Origin of the sequence: Rhizobium sp. BK650, from assembly GCF_014195325.1 — a bacterium.
Lineage (GTDB): Bacteria > Pseudomonadota > Alphaproteobacteria > Rhizobiales > Rhizobiaceae > Rhizobium.
Window position 1 is genome coordinate 39925 of sequence record NZ_JACIBK010000011.1, and the last position, 21259, is coordinate 61183.

Here is a 21259-nt window from a genome sequence, read left to right on the forward strand (position 1 = left end):
CTCAACCCTTCATCATTCTGAGGATATGCATGCCCGCCGACTCGGCGAGTCCTTCCAGATCATACCCGCCTTCGAGCAGGCTGACGACCCGGTTATTGGCACTGCGGTCGGCGACCTCCAGAAGCCGCCCCGTTGCCCAGTCGAAATCCTCTCCCGTCAGGTTGATCTGCGCCAGCGGATCGCGATGATGTGCGTCGAAGCCGGCGGAGATAATGATGAGGTCCGGCCGGAAATCGTTAAGAGCCGGCAGCACGCGCGACTTGAAGGCCTCGCGAAAGTGGTCGCTGCCGACATTGGGGGAAAGCGGTGCATTGACGATCGTGCCATGCGCGCCGTTCTCATCCTTGGCCCCAGTGCCGGGATAAAGCGGCATCTGATGGGTGGAACAGAAGAGCACAGACGGATCGTCCCAGAAAATATCCTGCGTACCATTGCCGTGATGCACGTCCCAGTCGACAATCGCGACACGCTCGGCCCCATGCGTCTTCTGCGCATGGCGCGCGGCGATGGCGGCATTGTTGAAGAAGCAGAAGCCCATCGCCGTCATCTTCTCGGCATGGTGCCCCGGCGGGCGGGCGGCGACGAAGACATTGTCGGCTTTACCGCGGAACACGTCGTCGACGGCAGCCATTGCCCCGCCGATGCCGGTCAGTGCCGCCTGCAGGCTCTTCTGGCTGGCATAGGTATCGGCTTCGAGCTGGTTGATCTTGTCTTCCTCTTCCGGAATCTGCCGCATGACAGCGATCAGATGCTCTTCCGGATGCGCAAGCAGCACGGCATCTTCATTCGCCTGCGGGGCTTCCTTTCGATCGAGACGCTCGAAATTCGGATGCTCCAGCGCGACATTGAGGGCGCGGATGCGGTCGGAGCGCTCGGGATGGCCAGACGGCGTCACGTGCTCGAGAAAGATGGGATGTTCGTAAAGACGGGTGCTCATGCCGGCACTCTATCGATCGTATATGTCATGATCCACAGCAGATGGGGCGCGGCCTGTCGATTTCAACAAGCGGCATCGCCGCAGTTAAGAGCCGTGTACCGGCGTTTACGCTGTTTTAATTGTTTCGTTTACATCCCCGGACCCCATGGTAGGCTCATAGTGATAACTGCAAGGCAGACCGGTAAATGAGTAAGACGAACCGCCCGGGTGTGGTGGAATTGCGTGTACCGTTTCGTGATGTGGATATGAACGGCCAGATGTTTCTGGCCTCCTATATTTCCTATGCCGAATCCGTACTTGCGAGTTTCTGGTCGTCGCGGCCAAAAGTCGAGGATGAGCCAATCTATGCCCCAGGCAAGGTTTCCTGCATCCTCCACCGCCCGCTGCATTATCACGAGACGGTCACCTTCACCGCCGGCGTCGACAAGATCGGCGTACGGTCCATCGGTTTCCTCATCGCCTTCGAGACTGACGATGAGCGCGCTGCCGAGGTGGAAATCGTATGGCAGGCGCACAGCCGCGATGACGGCTCACCGGCTGCGCTGCCGGAAGAGACGCGCGACTGGCTCTACAGTTTTCTGGATTAAGCGCGAATCGGCAAGAGCGGATAGCCGGCCATGACAGCCCGGCCAACGAGCGCTGAAACGAAGGCCTTGACGACATCGCCCGGAATGAAGGCCATGCTGCCGATAAAGGCCTGCTTCAGGCCGATATTGGCAGCGAAAGCGAGGTAAACGATGCCGAAGGCATAGAGCACGACAATGCCGCCGATCATGGCGGCAAGGAAGAAGCTCACCGTCTGTACGAGGCCGGACTGCTCAGCATCGACCAGCCGCTCGCTGAGAAAGCCGGTCGCGAAAGCTGCAAAGACCCAGCCGATCAGGAAGCCCGAGGTCGGAGCGACGAAAGCCGCAAGTCCGCCGCGACCACCCGAAAGCACCGGCAGGCCGATTGCAACGAGGACCAGCACGATCAGCACCGCAATCGCAGCTCGTCTCGCGCCGAGTACGACGCCTGCCATCATCACGCCGAGCGACTGCGCCGTTATCGGCACCGGAATGAAGCCGAGATAGATCGGCGGCAACAGGCCGAGAGCGACGATAATAGCGGCGAAAAGAGCGGCAAGAACGAGGTCGCGCGTGCTCATCGTAGTCTCCAATTCATAAATCGTTAACTGACATGCCGCCGAATGCCGCGCGCGTCAATCGCCGCTGCAATATTATCCGCATCCCTGAGCGTTAAAATAACGAGCGGAATGAGGATCGTCGTCGGCCGCACCTTCAGCCCACGCGCCGCATGCGCTTCGCGGATCGCATGGTAGCGGGCAATGATTTCGGGTACGAAACGCAGCACGAGACCGACTGCCAGTCCGATATCGTCGGCCTTCACCCAGCCGGTCCGTTCCAGCGGTCCAGCAAGTGCCGTTATCTCGTCCATGAATTGCGTGATTGTCGTCGTGGCGGTCACGGCAGCGGCAAACAGCATCAGCGCCGTTAGCCTCAGAAGCGTCGCAAGCGCCACGTGCCACGGACTGACGACGAGAGTGAAGAGCGCCACGATTACGATCGTCAGCACGATCGGCCGCAGCCGGACGGCTGATTCCTTCAGCGATAAGCCGATGCTGCGATAGATCAGCGCCGTCAACAGCGTGACGATCGCAAGCAGTGGAAGATTGTCGCCGACGAAGAGCACGATGCCGAGCAGAAAGAGAGAAAAGATCTTTGCCCGCGGAGAAAGCCGGTGCAGGGTACTGTCGCCTTCCACATAAAGCGACTGCATCAGACTGCAAGCTCCCGGTAGCGGGCAATCGCTTCCTCCGCCGGCGCGTCGGTAGCCAACCTGCCCTCATGGAAAAGGAGAACCCGCCCGAAGCCGGCGATCAACTCCAGATCATGGGTAATGACGACGACATTTTCTTCGAGCCCCTCGATTGTTTTCTGCACCAGCGCGCGGTTACGCAAGTCGAGCTGGTTGGTGGGCTCGTCGAGTATAAGGATATTGGGATCCGTCGCCAGCACCGAGCAGAGCGCCGCGATCTGCAGCTCGCCGCCCGAAAGCTCATGCGCACGGCGAGGGGCTAATCCCTCGGCATTGAGGCGGGCGAGTACTAGTTCGACCTTTCGATCGATCTCCGCCTTGGTGAAGCCTCGACCTTTCAGTCCGAAAGCGATGTCGTCCCTGACGATTGGCAGGATGATCTGGTTCTGCGGCAACTGGAAGATGAAGCCGACATCTGCAAGCGCCGTCTTCTCCTCCCGCGTATCCCGTCCATTGACGATAACCTTGCCCGTGGTTGGTTTCGTGAGCCCGTTGATCATCCGTGCGAAGGTCGTCTTGCCGGAACCGTTGAGCCCGATGATGCCGACACGGCTTTCGGTGAGGGACAGCGTCAGCGGCTCGACCGCGACCCTTGCTCCGAAACTGGCGCCCGCGCTTTCGAAACGAATATCCAAATATGGTTTCCTTGTTTGAATTCCTGTTTCTATAGGGCGGCGGCAACCCGATAAAGGATCAAAATCGAATCGGCTCGAAGATGCTACCGGGTGGCTAGGAAGATTTTCCGCGCTATGATGGCAGTATGACGAATCTTCTCTCCAATTCCGATGCCCGCCGTATTTTCCTAGCCAAACAGGGACTGAGCGCACCTCCGAACCGCGCACTGACCAAGGCCGGCCTGCTGGAACTCATTCATGATCTCGGCTTCGTGCAGGTGGACAGCATCCAGACGGTGGAGCGCGCCCATCACCAGATTCTCTTTTCCCGCAACCAGACCTACCGGCGCGAACATCTGACTGCGCTCCTGGAAAAGGATGGTGCGCTCTTCGAGCACTGGACGCACGATGCCTCGATCCTGCCGAGCGCCTTCTTCAAATACTGGAAGCACAAATTCCTCGACGAGGAGAAGGCAATCATCGAGCGCTGGCGCAAATGGCGCGGCGAAGGCTTCGAAGCCTCCTTCGAGGAGACTTACGAGCGTGTGGTCAAGGACGGCGCGATCCTGGCACGCGACCTGAAGGCGGATGGCCACGTCTCCGGCGGCTGGTGGAACTGGCACCCGAACAAGACGGCGCTGGAATATTTCTGGCGCACCGGCAAATTCGCGATCGCCGGCCGCTCCAACTTCCAGAAGATCTATGATCTCGTCGAGCGCGTCATTCCCGCCGAATTCCATCAGCCGGAGGTCAGCCGTGAAGAATTCGTCGACTGGGCCTGCCGCGGCGCGCTCACGCGCTTGGGCTTTGCCACCCATGGTGAAATCGCCGCCTTCTGGGATCTGCTCTCGCCGGACGAAGCCAAGGCGTGGGTAACCGAACATAGGGATGAACTGATCGAAGTGCTGATCGAACCGGCGCTCGACGGCAAGCCGCGCTCCTCATGGGCTTTCGCTGATTTCCTTGATACAACCGATGCCTACCCGGAGGCGCCGGCGCGAATCAGGGTGCTGAGCCCCTTTGATCCGATGATCCGTGATAGAAACCGGACAGAGCGCCTTTTCGGCTTCTTCTACCGCATCGAGATCTTCGTGCCCGAGCCGAAGCGGGAATACGGATACTATGTTTTTCCGCTTCTGGAGGGCGACAGGCTCATCGGCCGCATCGACATGAAGGCCGACAGGAAGAAGGGCACGCTGGATGTGAAGCGGCTGTGGCTGGAACCGCGTGTCAAGGCATCCGCAGGACGGCTGGAAAAGCTAGGCGCCGAACTGGAGCGTCTGGCACGCTTCGCCGGCGTGGAGAAAGTCGTCTATCTGGACGGTTGGAAAGCGTGATCCCGTCTCCCTGAGGCAAAAGGGATTGCTGGTCAGCAGATCTCCGTCGTGGAAATCTTGATCCCGAAGCCTTCCAGGCCGACATAGTGCCGCTCGCGGCTGGTCAGGAGCTTGATCGAGCTGACGCCAAGATCTTTCAGGATCTGTGCGCCGAGGCCGATTTCCAACCATTCGCTTTCGCGCGTCTGGGCTTCGGCATGGGCCTCGCGGCCTTGATTGCGCGCCTTACGGCCATTGTCGTAGTGCCCGACGCCGACGGAGCCTTCACGCAGGTAGACGATGACGCCGCGGCCCAGTTCAGCGATCTTCTGCATGTAGAAGTCGACCGGTTTGCGCTTGCCGAACAGGTCGTCGGCGACATTTTCCGGATGCAGGCGCACCGGAATATCGACGCCATCCCTGATGTCGCCGAAGACGACGGCGAGATGCTGCATCGGGTCCCAGGGCAGCGAGTAGGTGTGCGCCTTGGCCTTGCCGAACGGAGTCTCGATATCGAAACTCGAACCGAGCTCGATTAGCGTTTCCTTGCGCTGGCGATAGGCGATGAGGTCGGCGACCGAGAGGAGTTTCAGCCCGTGCTTTTCAGCGAAATCCACCACCTGCGGGCCACGCGTCACCGTGCCGTCGTCATTGACGAGCTCGGAGATGACGCCGATGGGCGGCAGTCCGGCGAGCTTGCAGAGGTCGACCGCCGCCTCCGTGTGGCCGGAGCGCATCAAGACACCGCCTTCGCGTGAAACCAACGGGAAAATATGGCCGGGGCGGACGAAATCGGAGGCGCCGACATTCGGGTTTGCAAGGTTGCGCACCGTCAATGTGCGGTCGTCGGCGGAAATGCCCGTCGTTGTACCGTGCTTGAAATCGACGGAAACGGTAAAGGCTGTCGTATGGGCAGAATCGTTTTCCGCCACCATGGCGTTGAGGTTCAGACGCTTCGCCTCTTCCTTCGGCATCGGCGCGCAGACGATGCCTGATGTATGGCGCACGATGAAGGCCATCTTTTCGGGCGTCGCATGCACGGCCGCGACGATCAGATCACCCTCGTTTTCACGATCATTGTCATCCATGACGACGACGATCTCGCCGGCTTCGAATGCCCTGATAGCATCGACAACGCGCTTCTGGTCATAAGGCATGGGGCAATTCCTATTTCAGCCGGCCGGTCTGGCCGCGGTCGCGAAGATAATGGTCGGCAATGGCGCAGGCAATCATCGCCTCACCGATCGGAACGGCGCGGATGCCGACGCACGGATCGTGGCGGCCCTTTGTGCGAATATCGACATTCTTGCCGTCGGCATCGATCGACTGCCGTTCGGTAAGAATGGAAGATGTCGGCTTGACGGCGAAGCGGGCGACGACCGGCTGGCCGGTCGAGATGCCGCCGAGAATGCCGCCTGCATGGTTGGACAGGAAAATCGGCTTGCCGTCATTGCCCATGCGCATCTCGTCGGCATTGTCCTCGCCGCTCGTCTCGGCGGCGGCAAAGCCGTTGCCGATCTCGACACCCTTGACGGCATTGATCGACATCAGCAGCGAAGCGATATCCTGATCGAGCTTGCCGTAGATCGGCGCGCCAAGTCCTGCAGGGACGCCTTCGGCAATCACTTCGACGACGGCTCCGATGGAAGAGCCGGTCTTGCGGATGCCGTCGAGATACTCTTCCCAGACGGGCACGATCTCCGCATCCGGAGAGAAGAACGGGTTCTGCCCGACCTGACCCCAGTCCCAATTGGCACGGTTGATCTTGTGCTTGCCGATCTGCACCAGCGCGCCGCGGATGGTGACACCAGGCACGACGAGGCGGGCAATGCCGCCGGCGGCCACACGGGCAGCCGTCTCGCGCGCAGAGGACCGGCCGCCGCCGCGATAGTCGCGGATGCCGTATTTGGTGTCATAGGTATAGTCGGCATGGCCGGGACGATACTGCCGGGCGATCTCGCCATAGTCTTTTGAGCGCTGGTCGGTATTTTCGATAAGCATGGAAATCGGCGTTCCGGTGGAAATCATCGTCTCGCCGTCGGCATCCATCATCACGCCGGAGAGAACCTTCACGAGATCGTCCTCGCGCCGCTGGGTGACGAAACGGCTCTGGCCGGGCTTGCGCTTGTCGAGCCAGACCTGCAGGTCCTCGAGCTTGAAGCGTAGCCCCGGAGGGCAGCCGTCGACGACGGCGCCGAGCGCCGGCCCGTGGCTTTCGCCCCAGGTGGTTACACGGAAGAGATGACCGAATGTATTGTGCGACATGTGTTTCCGCCGGATGCGCGGAACCGGTCGTCACCAGCCGCGCCATTACTCGAAAAAGGCGGGACACTCATAGGCCAAAAAGCCGTTCGGGCAAAAGCCTTTCTTTGCGCCTGATGGTACGTCGGGGAAATGCTGTTCCCATATTTGCGACCGATGCTGGTTTAGGATGCAAGCAGCCATGCGGTGCCGCGCGCCTCGATGGCGAAATCGTCGAAGGAGAGGGGGCGCGCAAAGGCGTAGCCCTGCAGGAGATCGCAGCCGAGATCGCGCAGCAGTTCGGCATGATCAAGCGTCTCGACGCCCTCGGCCACTGTCTCCACGCCGAGCGAGCGGGCGATCTCTATGATGGAACTAACCAGCGCACGCTCCTGCGAGGAGGCCACGATCGGTTGCACAAGCTGCCGGTCGATCTTCAGCCGCTTCGGCCTCAGCTTTAGCAGCGAGACGATCGACGTGTGGCCGGTGCCGAAATCGTCGATCTCGATGTCGATGCCCAGCGCCTTGATCCGTGCGAGGTTCTGCGAGACCACGTCCTCGCTTTCGTCGAGAAAGATGGATTCCACCAGTTCGAAGGAGATTTCGCCTGGGCGGATCTGCAGGCCGCTCAGCGATTCCAGCAAGCTGCCGTCGTGCAGGCGCCGCGCTGAGACGTTGACGGAGACTTTCGGCACGAAGATGCCCTGCGCCGCCCAGCGCATCTTGTCGCGCAGCGCGGTTTCCAAGACGATGCGGTCGAGTGTCTGCACGACATTGATCTCATCGGCGACGCGCAGGAATTTGTCTGGCGTCAGAAGGCCCCTGGATGGATGACGCCAGCGCACCAGCGCCTCGACACCCGTCAGTCTCATCGAGCGGGCACAGAATTGCGGCTGATACCAGGCCGTGAACTCGCCATTCTCGATGCCCGCCAGAATCTCGTCGGCCATCCGCTTATTGTTGACGATATCGTCCTGTAGATTGTGATTGAAGAATTCGAAGCGGTTGCGGCCGAGGCTCTTGGCCTGATAAAGCGCGATATCCGCATTGATCAGCACTTTGCGGGCATCGACATGAATGCCGTTCGCCAGCGCAATGCCGATCGACACGCCGCAGCGGCAGGAGAAGCCCTGGAAATCGATCGGCTGACGCATTTCCTCGACGATACGGCCTGCAAGCTCCGCCATCTCCTTGTCGCCCGTGTCGAAGGAGAGGATGACGAATTCGTCGCCACCGATACGCGCAACAATATCGCTGTCACGCACGCTTCTCGAAAGCACGCGCGATGCATGCACCAGCATCGCGTCGCCGGCGGCGTGCCCCAACGTATCGTTGATTTCCTTGAAGCGGTCGAGGTCGATATGCAGGATCGCAAATTTCTGCCGCTCCCGGTTGCCGGCATCCGTCAGGTTTTCCAGCGCGATGTCGAGCTTGCGGCGGTTGGCGAGTGAGGTCAGCGGGTCGTGGAGGGAATTGTGCTCTATCCTGTCCTTGGCAAGCTCCAGCTCCATGTTCTTGGCAATCGCCTCGTCCTTTGCAGCCTTGAGGCGCAGCGTCATCAATGCATCCTCGGTCGAGTCGAAAGCGATTCCGATGACTTTCATCTCGCCGGTCGGCGTGCGGTGCACCTTGCCGACAGAACGCACGTAGCGGAAGTCGCCATTCTCGTCCTGCACGCGGACGACAAGCGTATGCGTGTCCCCGAGCTGCTTGAAATGTCGGGCGCTTTCGAGCGCTAAGCCGCGATCATCGGGATGGATGCGGGAGAGCCAGGCATCTTCGGTCACGAAGGCATTGCTCTGTTTCACCCCGTAAAGCTCGTGCATCCGTTCGTCCCAGATCGAGCCGGCCTTGCCGAGAATGGCCTCCCAGATTCCGCATTGATAGGAATCGAGCGCCAGATCGAGCTTGCTGGAGAGGACCGAAAGCTCTGCCTCTCGGCTCGAAAGCTCTTCAAGCGCAAGTTCCAGCTCGGCGTTTTTGAGTTCGCTTGTTTCTTTGGCGAGACGAAGCGCGTTGGTGACTTCCGCATCGGCTGTCACGTCCCAGACGATGCCTATCGTCTTTCCAGTGCCGCCGGGATCCGTATAGAAAGCGCCGATGGAACGCAGGTGGCGGATCCGGCCATCCTCCCGCATCACTCTATATTGTGCGGTACAGGCTTCCCCCGCGATGCTGCAGCCGAAGAAATGAACCTCTGCAATTTCGCGATCTTCGGGTACGATGGTTGACAGCCACACTGCCTGCTGTCGGATACCCTCGATCGCCTTGAGGCCGTGAAGCGCAGATGCGCGCGCATCCCAGGAAAGGCTGGTGGCGTTTTCCGGCAACTCCCAAATGCCGATCCGCGAGGATTCGAGTGCCAGGTTGAGTCGCTGCGACAGTTCCAGAAGCTTGGCTTCGCGCGCTTCAAGCTGCGTAATATTGCGATTGCGTTCGCCGAGCAGCAAGGTCGCGAAGAAGACCGGGATGATGATCACGCAGCCAGCGGCGACGATAATCAATCGCAATTCAGACTGATTATCTGGAACGGCCTTCCAGCCTGTGTTCGGTACCGCCGCCAATTCCCACCGCCCGCCCGCGAAGCTGATTTTGCGGCGGAGCGGATTATTCTCGTAGATGTTGGCAGGACCGAAAAAGGGCGCGGCCGGCTCATCCGGATTGCCGATGTCGCGGACCGCGATCGAGAGATGGTCGAGATGCGGGTAGCGCTCTTGATTTTCGCTGTTGCGTGCGGGCTTCAAGCCCGTCGCCTCGTAGAACATGTCCCGGTCGATGACCACCTCGACAGCGCCCCAGACGCGGCGCTGGCCGTTCTGTTTGACGAAAACCGGAAAGAAGACCGCGAAGGCATTTTCTGCATCCGTCGTCTTGAACGGGCCGTAGAAGCGGGCTGACTGGTCGCCGGTATTGCGGCTGATCGACATGCGCTGCATCAACACGTCCCGCACATCCTTGCCAATACGGTCTTTACCTGATTGCGCCGGATAGACCGACTTAACGATGAAATCAGGCGCGATCGCAATATGAATGAAATGCGGGTTCTGGATCAGCAGCCAGTTGATCTGCCGCTCCATCTCCACTTCGTTCGTCTGCGTGCTAAGCGAGATCAGGTTGGAGAGATCGCGGACCGCGGTGACGTCCATGTTGATCTGCGCCGCCATCCGGGCACGGATCAGGTTTGTCTCGTTTGCGGTTCGGATTTGCAGCTCGCGCAGATGGGCGTCATTATTGGCGCTGTCGAGCGCAAAGCCAACGGCAATAACGACGACGGCCACGAGAGATGAAACCAGCAGCGAGACGCGCGTATTCTTCAGAACACGCCGCAGCCGGTTGCTGTCGCTCCGCCGGAATCGCAAATCACGTCCCCCAATATTCGCGTTGACCTTATTGGGCAGGAGTTAATTTACGATTGCGCGCATTCGCGTCTGCTAAATCGCGTAAACAGAGAGAAAAAGACAGTGAATAGAGCCTCTTGATTATCCTTAAAATCCTATTCATCAATTGGGCGCCGAAAGCCATCCTTCCGGGCAATTTTCGCCATATTCAGGAGTTTATCTGTGGCCACTCGATATCAACGGCAGCGTTTCAAAGGGATTGCCGACATGCGTTTCGTTATTGCTACGCTTCTGGCCACGGCAAATTTTCTTTCACCCATGAGCAGCTTTGCCGAGAGTGCTGATGTCGAGGCGACGATCAAGAAGGTCGACACGACTAATCTCGTCCTGACACTGGACGATGGCAAGACCTATCAGGCGCCGGAAGAATTCGATTTCGAAGGCCTGAAGGCCGGTGTCAAGGTTGTAATCTTCTATACGGAAGTCGACGGCAAGCGCGTCATCAACGATCTCGATATCGTCAAGTAGGTCGTTACGGCAGTGCGGCTGGACTAGATCCAACCGATCAGGCTCTTCGACGTCTCTATCTTCAAAATCCGATCCTGCGGGATTTCGCCTTCGGAAGCGACGTCCTTCGGCAGATTGGAGATCAGCTTGAACAGGCTTCTAATGACGCCGCCATGGGTGACGCAGACAGTCGGCCGGTCGACCGAATTCAGCCATGCGCCGGTCCGCCACGACATGATCTCGTAGCTCTCCGCATCCTCGCCCGGCGGAATAAAATCCCACTTGTTGATGTTGCGTTCCGTGACACGCTCGGCCTGCGAAGCCCTGAGCTGCTTTAGCGTGTAGCCTTCCCAGTCGCCGAATGAGACTTCGACCAGGCGCTCGTCGGTGCGGTATTCCCTGGGCGGGAGTCCCATGGCTGATCGCATGATCTCCATGGTCTCGCGTGTGCGCCCCAGCGGGCTCGCGACGAAATCGAATTTGCTATCTTCGTTCTTCAGGATCGCCGCAAGGGCGATCCCATTCTGTCTTGCCTGTTCGCGACCAATCGCGTTGATCGGAATATCCTTCTGCCCCTGCAGACGACGCTCAGCGTTCCAGTCGGTCTGGCCGTGTCTGATCACGTAGATAAGCACGGGGATCGGCTCCGCTTGGTGGGAATGCTCAGTCCTTGATAACGGAAATATCAGGCGCGTCCACAGCCTTCATGCCGATGACATGATAGCCGCTGTCGGCGTGATGCACTTCACCGGTTACGGAGCGCGACAGATCGGAGAGAAGGTAGAGGCCGACATCGCCCACTTCCTCGATGGTGACAGTACGGCGCAGCGGCGCATTGTACTCGTTCCACTTGAGGATATATCGGAAATCGCCGATGCCGGAGGCCGCAAGCGTCTTGATCGGTCCTGCCGAAACGGCGTTGACGCGGATGTTCTTCGGTCCGAGATCGACGGCGAGATACTTGACGCTCGCTTCGAGTGCGGCCTTGGCAACGCCCATGACGTTGTAGTTCGGCATCACCTTTTCTGCACCGTAATAGGTGAGGGTGAGCATCGAGCCACCTTCCGTCATCAGCTTCTCGGCGCGCCGAGCGATCGAGGTGAAGGAGTAGACGGAGATCTGCATCGTCTTGGTGAAATTGTCAGGCGTCGTATCGACGTAACGGCCGGTCAGTTCGTCCTTGTCGGAGAAACCGATCGCGTGCACGATGAAATCGATCTTGCCCCACAGCTTCTCGACATTTTCGAAGACGGCATCGATCGTGGATTCATCGCTGACGTCGCAATGGCCGACCATGACGGCGCCGATTTCGGCAGCCAGGGGCTCCACACGCTTCTTCAGGGCGTCGCCCTGATAGGTGAATGCAACTTCTCCGCCCTGCGCATGAATGGCCTTGGCAATACCCCACGCAATCGAACGATTGTTGGCGACACCCATGATGACGCCGCGTTTGCCTGCCATGAGGCCGGATGCTTGAGCCATATTTCGCTTCCCTAGGAATTCTGATGATCCTGCCTATGGCATAGGCCGTTAATCGGTTCAAGCAGGCCCAAGATCATCAACTGTTAGGGATCGTAACAAAGGGTGCGATTGTCACCGAAATTTCATAAAAACAGCCCTTCGCGCATGCTGCGCATGAGATCAGTGACTTTGGCGTCGGGTTTTTCCCACAACATAATACGCAACTCAACGACGAGATCGCCCTTTCCGCCGCTGTCGTTGGGCAGACCCTGACCGGGAATCCGGATCGTCTTGTCTGAGCCGGACCAAGCAGGGACCGTCACGTGAAGCGGTCCTTCCGGACCGTCGATGCGCGCCTCGGTGCCGAGCACTGCATTCTCGATGTTGAGCGGCAGCACAGCATGCACGTCGAATCCATTGACGGTGAAACGCGGGTCTGGAGCGATGTGAATGTTGATGACCGCATCGCCGCGCTGCATGCCCGGCAGCTTGAAACCCTGCCCCTTGAGCCGGATCTGGTGACCTTCGGTCGTGCCGGCCGGCAAGGCAAAGCCCACCTCGCGGCCTTCCGGAAGGGAAACTGTCGTCCAGCTTCCCTTCATGATGTCTTCGATCGTCACGATTGCGGTCGCCACCTCGTCCGGCGCCTTCTCGAGGCTCGGCTGGCCAGAGCCGGTGAAGCGGCGCACGAGCGAAGTCAGCAGGCTGAGCGGCAGCGACATGTTGGCGCCGGCGGCCTCTGTTTGCTCGTCCTCTGCCTTGGTGGGTTCGGGTTCTCTGGTTTCCTGGTCCGGCTGCTTGCCCATCTCGGCAGCATGCGGCTTGGTTTGTGCTTGCTGAGGATGGGCCTGTGCGCCGGCGGTGCCTGCTGTCTGGGCGCCGAAGATGCGTTCGACCATCTCTTCCGCGGCTTCCGTCGCGCCGGCCTGATGCTGTTTGGCACCTGCTGCAGCGGCCGTCTGCGCATTGGCATTGGCGCGTGCAAGCTCTTCCATCACGCGCTCGGCATTGGCCTGAGCAGCCTTGGCGCGGGCAGCTGCCTCACGGGCAGCTTGGCGCTGCTGCATGATCGTCTGCTCTTGCTTCTTGGCTTCTGCCATGCGCACGGCACTGTCGAAGAGATTGCGCTTCCTCGGATCTTTCAGTGTTTCATAGGCGCGGCCGATCTCGGCGAAACGTGCGGTCGCCGTCGGGTCGCCCTGGTTGTGGTCAGGATGCACAGCCTTGGCCATGTTGCGCCAGGCTGCCTTGATTTCGTCCGCATCCGCGTCGCGCTTGACGCCCAGAACCTTGTATGGATCACGCATTGTTCGCACCGCCGCTGTCGCAATCCGGGAGGCATGTTCCTCGTAGCGCTCCCAGAAACCGAATCTCAACTCATGACGCGCCTCCCGGTCCACGACAGAAAGGCGCGCTCGTCGGCCGATCGTGCGGCAGAGTTGCTAATCACTTCTTATTTCCGAAGCTGGATATTGGGTGTTTTGCAGCTGATGGTTAGTCTTTCACTAAACATTGAAGCGAATCGGCACGCCCCATTAACCCTGAAGTTCCAGGGCGTCCAACGTGCAAAACGGGTAAAAGAGCAGATCAGCTTTCCGGCTGGAAGCTCAGAAGTTGCCAGTTGCCGCCGCCGACAAGGCAGGTCTTGCCGTAGAATTTGGCGATGCCGACATAGGAATGGCGCGTCGTGCGGAACTGGCGGCAGACCTGGCCGGAATCGGTGTTTTCGACGATTGTGTCGATGACGCCGGCGCTGCCGGTGGAAGCATTGGCCCAGGGAAGCGGCTGTCCCTCGAGCTTCTGGATGTCGGCTGAAGTTACGGCGTTGCGCACCGTCATCTCGTCGGAAAGCGTATCGGTGCTGGGAGCGGGCTGCGGTACGGTGCCGGTCGCCACCGAACGGTCGACCTTTGCCGAACTCAAGAAATCGAACCCTCCGGTCACGCAGCCGGAGAGGGACAGAATCGCGATACCGACGATGGAGAGTCTGAGGCTGCGGCGCAGCGAACCCTTTGTATGGCGATATGTCTTTGCTATGACTTCCACCCTATGTCCTTCCCCAGCTTCAAAGGCTGGGTCAGCTTTCATAAACCTCGGGATTTGAATTAATATGTCGGCAAACGGGTTAACAGGTGGTGACTTTACTGAAAGTGAAGAGCCCTTCAAGCTCTTTGGGGAATGGTTGAAGGAGGCGGAAGCTTCCGAAGTCAACGACCCCAATGCTGTCGCGCTCGCGACGGTCGATGAAGACGGGCTGCCCAATGTCCGCATGGTTCTCCTGAAGGGTTTCGATACTGATGGATTCGTCTTCTACACGAATTTCGAGAGCCAGAAAGGTCGCGAAATTTTGGGACAGAAGAAAGCCGCCATGTGTTTCCACTGGAAAACGCTGCGCCGTCAAGTGCGTGTCCGCGGTCCTGTCGAAATCGTGACCGATGCCGAAGCCGATGCCTATTTTGCGACCCGCGCCCGCGGCAGCCGCATCGGCGCTTGGGCTTCCAGGCAATCGCGTCCGCTCGAAAGCCGTTTTGCACTGGAAAAGGCCGTCGCCGAATATACGGCGCGCTACGCAATCGGCGAGATTCCGCGGCCGTCCTATTGGTCCGGCTTCCGGATTCGTCCGACCTCGATCGAGTTCTGGAAGGATCAGAAGTTCCGCCTGCACGACCGCATCGAGTTCCGTCGCCCCGCACCGGAAGGGGCTTGGGATAAGGTTCGGATGTATCCGTAAGATCTTATTTCCGGAGCAATTTCAAAGGAATGCCGGAAGCTAGCGCCGAAACGTAGCGTGGCTTCTGGTAGAAGCCGTTGAGCGAGATGCGCGGCATATGAGTGGGCTTGCTTGCGGCCGGGAATCCCGGCTGCGTTGTGACTGCGATGGTGAACCCGAGATCCGCGGCAATGACAGCTTCGCGGCCTGTCGTAGCCTCCGGCGTCCCGTAGGGATAGGCGATCGTCCGGGGGCGAATGCCGGTGATGGACTCGACATAATCGGCCGAGATCTCCATCTCGATCCGTGCTTCCGCCTGTGGCAGGCGTGCAAGCGCTCGATGGCTGATCGTATGGGCGCCGAGACTGGCGAGCGGGTTTGTCGAAAGCTTAAGCAACTCCTCCGGCCCCATGACCAGTTCCCGCGTGATATCGAGCGGCTCTATACCGTGGCGCCGCGCTAGCGCATCCACTTCCGAGATTGCGCGACTCTCGTCGTGCCTGTGGATAAACTCGGCAAACCGGTCGAAGGCGTGCCATTTCCGGACAGGTGTGTCGAGCGCCACCCGCTCTCGCTCACCGCCGAAGTTGAACTCGATGCTGTTCTCTCTGCCGAGCAGCAGCGCCAGCGTTTCCCACCAGATGCTGTGCGAGCGCTCGGCAAAGCCTTGCGTTACGAAAACGGTAAAGGGTGCGCCATGCCGTTCGAAAACGGGCACGGCATGGACGAGATTGTTGCGATACCCATCGTCGAGCGTGAATGCGGCGAACAGGCGATCTTCCTGCGAGTCCGACAAGAGGGAGGGCACGGCATCGAGCGGTACGAACCGATAGCCGCTCCGCTTCAGCCGCCGAAGCGCTGCATCCAGAAAATCCGGCGTTATTTCAAGATGTTGGTTTGGCTCGAACGGCTTGGCAATATGCGGACGCACATGGTGGAGCGTGAAGATGACACCGCGTCCGCGGGCCTCTCTCATGAGCCCTGCAGCATTCGCCAGCCACGCCGCTTCCAGCCCGCCGCCAATCGTGATGCGCTTCAGATGCCGGTTCCACTGCCCCATTTTTTCCGTGACCCCGCTTTGCAATCGTGTCACACAGGCTATCAAGGTCGCCGTTAAACCTTGCTGAATCTCGGCTGGAAAATGGCCTGTTTATCGGCTGTTAACTAAGCGAAACAAAAGCTTGGAAAAAACTTGGGCGTTGCCGCAAAGTCGCGCCAGATTATGGGCATGTGTCACAATACGGGACATAACTTCGGTTGCAGCACGGTGCCGGATAGAATGAGGGGAAGTGCATGAAAAGGCTTTTGGCTGCCATTCTGACCGCGACGCTGGCGCTTTCCGCACCCGTCGTGGCCTTCGCAGGCAGCGCTTCCCTTGTCCTCGATGCCCGTACCGGCAACGTCCTTGCGTCCGAGAATGCCGATACGCTGAACCATCCTGCCTCTCTCACCAAGATGATGACGCTCTACCTGACTTTCGAAGCGCTCAATCGCGGCAAGATCACCTGGGATACGCCAATCACGATGTCGAAATATGCGGCCTCCCGTCCGCCGACGAAGCTCGGCGTAAAGGCGGGCGGTACGATCACCGTGCGTGAGGCGGTCTATGGCATGATCGTCAAATCGGCCAATGACGCGGCTGCCGCCATGGGTGAGAAGCTTGGCGGTTCAGAAAGCAATTTTGCCAGGCTGATGACACAGAAGGCCCGCCAGCTCGGTATGAGCCGCACCGTCTTCTTCAATGCTTCTGGCCTGCCGGACAATCGCCAGGTCACGACGGCGCGCGACATGTCCACGCTCGCCGTGGCGCTGATGAAGAACTATCCCAGCGAATACCGCCTCTTCTCCATCGCAAGCTTCAATTTCCGAGGCCAGACGATCCGCGGTCACAACAATCTCATGTATCGCTATCAGGGCATGGACGGCATCAAGACTGGCTATACCAATGCCTCCGGCTTCAACATCGTCAGCGCCGTGAAGGACGGCAACCGCCGCGTGGTCGGCGTGGTGTTCGGCGGGCGCACGGCCCGCAGCCGCGACGCCAAAATGGCGGGGTTGTTCGACCGCTACATGGGACGTGCCTCCTCCGGCGGCGCAGGCCTGACCGCCAGTATCAATGCAAAGCAGCAGGTGGAGGTCGCTGCGGCGGCGGATGAGACCGACGCTCCCGTGCCGGTGAGTGCGCCGCGCGTTGCGGACGAGCAGGCAGCATCCGCACCGAAGGCGCTCGGTTATGCCAGCGACGGCGTTATCCCCCTGGAGCGCCCTGCCGCAATGGACGAGATCATCAATGCCGGCAAGACGCCGAAAGCGCCGGCCGGCAGGGCAGGTGGATGGCAGATCCAGATCTCGGCTGCCCCGAGCGCCGATGCTGCCCGTGCGCTTCTTGCGCAGGCCCAGTCCGAGGCTGGTGCGCCGCTCGTTTCCGCCTCGCCTTACACGGAGGCTGTCGGCAAGGGCGCCAATGCGGTTTATCGCGCTCGTTTCATTGGCTTCCAGAGCAAGGAAGACGCGACCTCTGCCTGCGACGCCCTGAAGAAGCGCTCCTACGACTGCGTGCTCCTGCCGAACCAGGGCTGAACCGCCGCTCGCTCTGGACAATTTCAGGGAATCGGCGCTCTCCTCATAAACAAAAGGAGAACGTCATGCTGCAACGGCTCGCCGACCAGTTCGAGATCTCATCGTCCGCCTACGCCGCCGCCAACGACATCGAGCGCGATGCCGACTGGTTTTTGCTGAAACTGCAGGAGGAGATGGGTGAACTGACCCAGGCCTGGAATCGCCTGACCGGCCGCGGCCGCGCGAGGGGCCGTTCGCCTGAGGAGATGGAACGCGACCTCGCTGACGAGACCGCCGATATTCTTGGCCATGTGCTGCTCTTCGCCCGTCGCCATGACATTGATCTCTCCGCTGCGATCGAGCGGAAATGGAAATTCAAGCCTTCGGCTCAGTAACGTTTCGTGTTTCACGTTTTTGCGTGATCCACCATTGGCATTGTTCTTCCGTATAGCCGAGCAGACGCCCCAGGCGGTACTCGCTTTCGTCCGTCCAACGCCTTTCGCTCATCAGCTCGGCGTAGGCGTCGAACCGCCATTCTTCGTTCGGCAGTACGTAGAGAATATGAACCAGGCGAAACTTGTCCTGAACGAATGGTGCGACCCGTTCGATGATTGCACCGCTGTCGACGTAGGGCTGAAAATAAGCCCGGACCTCTTTCAGGATCCCCGAGCTTTCTTCGTCCAAAAACATGGCGAATGGCTTGCGGCCATCCAGCATTAGGGCGAGTTCGAAGTTAGTGTGGACCAGATAGGGCGCGCTATCGATCAATTGCGATCGGGTAAGCACGACATCGCCATCCGGTTCGGAAAAGCGGAGAGCCAGCATCGAGGAAAGCCCGTCCAGTTCGCTCTTCTCTAGGTAGAAAAGATGCTCTGTCAGTTCGGGCGTTGCGACGTCGAGAATGGCCGCAACAGCCTCCATCGGAGCCTCGAAGCGCATCTCATGCACTGAGCAGCCCGTCTCAGGCGATAGGAATTTCAATAGAAATGTCTCCATCGCCAACCAACGCCCCATGGGTTCGACGTTCTAATTCCTTGAGGTTAGCCTATATTGTTCGCCGATAGAACTTGCTGTCGACGACCATCCGCGGGAATGCTCGCGGCAGGTCCTTGCTGGCAATCTCGGAGAAACCGTTCTTCTCATAGAACCGATGCGCGGCAACGAACTTGTCCGTCGTGCCGAGGAAGATGTCGGTGACGCCGACTTCACCGGCATGGGCAAGGAGGGCTTCGAGCAACCGGGCTGCGACACCATGTTCACGCCCGCGTACTTCGGCGGCAACGAACATCTTTCGAAGTGCCGCTTGGTTGTTGCCGATATCCTTGAGGCCGAGCGTGCCGACGATGGCACCGTCCTTGACCGCGACCCAGAACTGGCCGTTGCCGGATTGATAGAAATCCGGAATGACCCGCAGGTCCGGCTGTGCGTCAGCGGTAATGTCGATGCCAAATTCTTCACGCTGGATCGGCAGGATGACCGAGATCACGTCATCAGCGTCGTCAGGGACAAAGGTTCTGATTTCGATTTCTACCATGACGGCACCGCCTCAGGCCTGAGTGCCGCCGACGGTGACTTGATCCATGCGCAAATGCGGCTGGCCGACGCCGACGGGAACCCATTGGCCGGCCTTGCCGCAATTGCCGATGCCGGTGTCGAGCTTCATGTCGTTGCCGATCATCGACACACGCTTCATCGCGTCCGGGCCGTTGCCGATCAGCATGGCGCCCTTGATGGGAGCGCCGATCTTGCCGTTTTCGATGAGATAGGCTTCGGTGCAGCCGAAGACGAACTTGCCGGACGTAATATCCACCTGCCCACCTCCGAAGGAGACGGCATAGACGCCCTTCTTCACCGAAGCGATGATCTCTTCCGGCGTCTTGTCCCCGCCAAGCATATAAGTGTTTGTCATGCGCGGCATCGGCACATGCGCATAGCCTTGGCGCCTGCCATTGCCGGTGGGCGCCATGCCCATCAGCCGGGCATTCTGCCGGTCCTGCATGTAACCGACCAACTTGCCGTTTTCGATCAGCACGTTGTAGGCGGAGGGCGTGCCTTCGTCATCGATCGTGATCGATCCGCGGCGGCTGTCGATTGTGCCGTCGTCGACGACGGTTACGCCGGGTGCTGCAACCATTTGGCCCAGAAGTCCTGCGAATGCGGACGTCTTCTTGCGGTTGAAATCCCCCTCAAGACCATGACCCACGGCCTCATGCAACATGACGCCCGGCCAGCCGGAGCCGAGCACGACATCCATCGTGCCGGCCGGCGCATCGATCGCCTCGAGATTGATGAGCGCCTGGCGCAGGGCTTCGTCGGCACCATGCTGCCAGCTTCCCGTCGCGATGAAATCGCCGAAGCCGATGCGACCGCCCTGGCCGTAGGAACCATTTTCCTGCCGATCGCCTTCACCGACCATCACGGAGATGTTGATGCGCGTCATCGGCCGGATGTCCTGCACACGATGACCGTCGGCGCGCAGGATGTCGACCACCTGCCAGCTTGCGGCGACCGAAGCCGTAACCTGCCGCACCTTGTCATTCTTGCCGCGCAGATAGGCGTCGATATCCGTCAGCACCTTCACCTTCTCCTCAAAGGTCGGCGTGCCGATCGGGTTTTCGTCTGTATAGAGCTTACGGTTCGTCCGCTGTGGCGCGGCAGCATAGGTGCCGGAATAGCCGCGCGTTACTGCGCCGATCGCATCGGCTGCACGCTTGAGCGCCGAAACCGAAAGATCGCCCGCATGGGCATAGCCGACAGCTTCGCCCGCAACCGCGCGCAGGCCGAAACCCTGTTCGGTATTGAAGCTGCCCCCTTTGAGGCGGCCATTATCGAAGGTCAGCGATTCCGCCTGCGCATGCTCAATGAAGAGTTCGCCGTCATCGGCGCCGGAAAGCGCCTCGCCAACATGCTTGCGCATGGCAGCTTCGTCGACATCGAAAAGCGTCAGGAGATCGGTGGTCATGGTTTTTTGCTCCGCAGGGAGAGCGGGAATGCTCAATAGCCGATGTAGGTCTGTTGTGCTGCGCGAGCAAGCCCCCGACGCCTCACGGGAGGGCGTCGTAGCCTTCCGCGAAACCCTTGAGGTCGACCGGGATACCGATGCCTTCTTCCGGCGTCTGGAAGACGATGAAGGTCGCCTGTGCGCCGCTGCGGAAGGTCTTGAGCAGTTCGTCCTCGAGAACGACTTCGGCATAGCAGCCATCGGCAAAGCAGCGCACGAAATAGGCGCGGCCAATATCCTTGCCGTCGACATTGAGGCCGAGGCCGTTCGGCAGCAGCACGCCAAGCGGTGCCAGCACGCGCAGGATCTTGGACTTGCGGTCAGCCGTCTTCAGGATGACGACGGACAGGCCGACTTCCGGCCGGTCCTCGGCAATGACGTTCTGCATCAGCGCGCACTGCTCGGTCGAAGCACCGGCCGGCTTGTCGCAGACCACCGACCATGCGCCATGGTTGGAACGGACCGTACCCGGGGCCTGAGGCTGCGTCTGGCCGGGCGTGACCTGCTCGACGTTCGGCGTCGCCGACGGTGCAGGCTGCTGTGCGGGGGCGGGCTTCGGAGCAGGTGCGGTGGGGCGCGACTGCACGGGTGCCGGCGTCTGCTGCGCAAAAACGGGGCTCGTCGCGGCGGCCGCGATGCCTGCGGTCAGAACAAATGACCGCGCGAGGGAACGGAAACCCATGAAAACCTCTGGATATCGAATCATTGCCGCTATTTGTGAAGCTGCCCACAAGAAATGAAAAGCCCCAACCCGTGA

Annotated in this window: 22 protein-coding genes; 6 read left to right on the plus strand and 16 right to left on the minus strand. The window is 59.8% G+C overall.

Going from position 1 to position 21259, the window contains the following annotated elements:
- Nucleotide 1: 1 nt before the first annotated feature.
- On the minus strand, nt 2–937 hold the full coding sequence (locus tag FHX15_RS23230; protein ID WP_184400731.1) for a histone deacetylase family protein: 936 nt from the start codon (nt 935–937) through the stop codon (nt 2–4).
- Between the two features lie 185 nt (nt 938–1122).
- Between FHX15_RS23230 and FHX15_RS23235 the strand changes: the two genes are divergently transcribed.
- Nucleotides 1123–1524, plus strand: coding sequence for a thioesterase family protein (locus tag FHX15_RS23235; RefSeq protein ID WP_184400732.1), 402 nt, complete (start codon nt 1123–1125; stop codon nt 1522–1524).
- Here the strand turns inward: FHX15_RS23235 and FHX15_RS23240 are convergent.
- From FHX15_RS23240 to FHX15_RS23250, 3 genes are read right to left on the minus strand one after another with little or no spacing between them, the layout of a single operon-like run.
- Entirely contained in the window at nt 1521–2084 is a 564-nt protein-coding gene (locus FHX15_RS23240) for a biotin transporter BioY (RefSeq protein WP_184400733.1), read from the minus strand. The two genes, FHX15_RS23235 and FHX15_RS23240, sit on opposite strands and share 4 nt — an antisense overlap.
- 23 nt (nt 2085–2107) lie before the next feature.
- Nucleotides 2108–2716, minus strand: coding sequence for an energy-coupling factor transporter transmembrane component T family protein (locus tag FHX15_RS23245; RefSeq protein ID WP_184400734.1), 609 nt, complete (start codon nt 2714–2716; stop codon nt 2108–2110).
- On the minus strand, nt 2716–3390 hold the full coding sequence (locus FHX15_RS23250) for an energy-coupling factor ABC transporter ATP-binding protein (RefSeq protein ID WP_184400735.1): 675 nt from the start codon (nt 3388–3390) through the stop codon (nt 2716–2718). The genes FHX15_RS23245 and FHX15_RS23250 overlap by 1 nt, the downstream gene beginning before the upstream one ends.
- A 125-nt stretch (nt 3391–3515) precedes the next feature.
- On the opposite strand from FHX15_RS23250, the gene FHX15_RS23255 reads away from it, so the two are divergent.
- Nucleotides 3516–4706, plus strand: a complete 1191-nt coding sequence (locus tag FHX15_RS23255) for a winged helix-turn-helix domain-containing protein (RefSeq protein ID WP_184400736.1) — start codon at nt 3516–3518, stop codon at nt 4704–4706.
- Between the two features lie 32 nt (nt 4707–4738).
- Here the strand turns inward: FHX15_RS23255 and ribB are convergent, their stop codons facing one another.
- The 3 genes from ribB to FHX15_RS23270 form a co-directional block, all read right to left on the minus strand.
- The gene (gene ribB, locus FHX15_RS23260; RefSeq protein WP_184400737.1) at nt 4739–5842 is read right to left on the minus strand and encodes a 3,4-dihydroxy-2-butanone-4-phosphate synthase; all 1104 of its coding nucleotides are present in this window, start codon (nt 5840–5842) and stop codon (nt 4739–4741) included.
- A 10-nt stretch (nt 5843–5852) separates the two neighbouring features.
- Entirely contained in the window at nt 5853–6950 is a 1098-nt protein-coding gene (aroC, locus tag FHX15_RS23265; protein WP_184400738.1) for a chorismate synthase, read from the minus strand.
- Nucleotides 6951–7111: 161 nt separating this feature from the next.
- The gene (locus tag FHX15_RS23270) at nt 7112–10285 is read right to left on the minus strand and encodes an EAL domain-containing protein (RefSeq protein WP_184400739.1); all 3174 of its coding nucleotides are present in this window, start codon (nt 10283–10285) and stop codon (nt 7112–7114) included.
- Nucleotides 10286–10531: 246 nt separating this feature from the next.
- On the opposite strand from FHX15_RS23270, the gene FHX15_RS23275 reads away from it, so the two are divergent.
- Nucleotides 10532–10792 (plus strand): DUF1344 domain-containing protein, encoded by a 261-nt coding sequence (locus tag FHX15_RS23275; protein ID WP_112542941.1) that lies wholly within the window; start codon nt 10532–10534, stop codon nt 10790–10792.
- A 23-nt stretch (nt 10793–10815) separates the two neighbouring features.
- Here the strand turns inward: FHX15_RS23275 and FHX15_RS23280 are convergent, their stop codons facing one another.
- The 4 genes from FHX15_RS23280 to FHX15_RS23295 all read right to left on the minus strand — a co-directional run bounded on the left by FHX15_RS23280 (nt 10816) and on the right by FHX15_RS23295 (nt 14278).
- A complete protein-coding gene (locus tag FHX15_RS23280; protein ID WP_184400740.1) occupies nt 10816–11406 on the minus strand; it encodes a histidine phosphatase family protein in 591 nt (196 codons plus the stop codon).
- A gap of 28 nt (nt 11407–11434) precedes the next feature.
- A complete protein-coding gene (gene fabI, locus FHX15_RS23285) occupies nt 11435–12253 on the minus strand; it encodes an enoyl-ACP reductase FabI (RefSeq protein WP_184400741.1) in 819 nt (272 codons plus the stop codon).
- A 122-nt stretch (nt 12254–12375) separates the two neighbouring features.
- Nucleotides 12376–13539, minus strand: coding sequence for a DnaJ C-terminal domain-containing protein (locus FHX15_RS23290; RefSeq protein ID WP_184400742.1), 1164 nt, complete (start codon nt 13537–13539; stop codon nt 12376–12378).
- 280 nt (nt 13540–13819) lie between these two features.
- Nucleotides 13820–14278, minus strand: coding sequence for an RT0821/Lpp0805 family surface protein (locus tag FHX15_RS23295; protein WP_184400743.1), 459 nt, complete (start codon nt 14276–14278; stop codon nt 13820–13822).
- 64 nt (nt 14279–14342) lie between these two features.
- Here FHX15_RS23295 and pdxH point away from each other — a divergent pair, with 64 nt between their 5' ends.
- Nucleotides 14343–14963 carry a pyridoxamine 5'-phosphate oxidase gene (pdxH, locus tag FHX15_RS23300; protein ID WP_184400744.1) on the plus strand — a complete coding sequence of 207 codons (621 nt, stop codon included), beginning with the start codon at nt 14343–14345 and terminating at the stop codon, nt 14961–14963.
- Nucleotides 14964–14967: 4 nt separating this feature from the next.
- Here pdxH and FHX15_RS23305 read toward each other — a convergent pair whose 3' ends face one another.
- Nucleotides 14968–16002, minus strand: a complete 1035-nt coding sequence (locus tag FHX15_RS23305) for a polysaccharide deacetylase family protein (RefSeq protein WP_184400745.1) — start codon at nt 16000–16002, stop codon at nt 14968–14970.
- A gap of 233 nt (nt 16003–16235) precedes the next feature.
- Here FHX15_RS23305 and FHX15_RS23310 point away from each other — a divergent pair, with 233 nt between their 5' ends.
- Both FHX15_RS23310 and FHX15_RS23315 read left to right on the plus strand, forming a co-directional pair.
- Nucleotides 16236–17522, plus strand: coding sequence for a D-alanyl-D-alanine carboxypeptidase family protein (locus FHX15_RS23310; RefSeq protein WP_184400746.1), 1287 nt, complete (start codon nt 16236–16238; stop codon nt 17520–17522).
- A 65-nt stretch (nt 17523–17587) separates the two neighbouring features.
- Nucleotides 17588–17896, plus strand: coding sequence for a MazG nucleotide pyrophosphohydrolase domain-containing protein (locus tag FHX15_RS23315; protein ID WP_184400747.1), 309 nt, complete (start codon nt 17588–17590; stop codon nt 17894–17896).
- Here the strand turns inward: FHX15_RS23315 and FHX15_RS23320 are convergent.
- From FHX15_RS23320 to FHX15_RS23335, 4 genes are all read right to left on the minus strand, one after another.
- A complete protein-coding gene (locus FHX15_RS23320) occupies nt 17877–18503 on the minus strand; it encodes a hypothetical protein (RefSeq protein ID WP_184400748.1) in 627 nt (208 codons plus the stop codon). The genes FHX15_RS23315 and FHX15_RS23320 overlap by 20 nt on opposite strands.
- A 43-nt stretch (nt 18504–18546) precedes the next feature.
- Nucleotides 18547–19035 carry a GNAT family N-acetyltransferase gene (locus tag FHX15_RS23325; protein ID WP_184400749.1) on the minus strand — a complete coding sequence of 163 codons (489 nt, stop codon included), beginning with the start codon at nt 19033–19035 and terminating at the stop codon, nt 18547–18549.
- Between the two features lie 12 nt (nt 19036–19047).
- Entirely contained in the window at nt 19048–20463 is a 1416-nt protein-coding gene (tldD, locus tag FHX15_RS23330; protein WP_184400750.1) for a metalloprotease TldD, read from the minus strand.
- Nucleotides 20464–20545: 82 nt separating this feature from the next.
- Nucleotides 20546–21208, minus strand: coding sequence for an invasion associated locus B family protein (locus FHX15_RS23335; protein ID WP_184400751.1), 663 nt, complete (start codon nt 21206–21208; stop codon nt 20546–20548).
- Between the last annotated feature and the right edge of the window lie 51 nt (nt 21209–21259).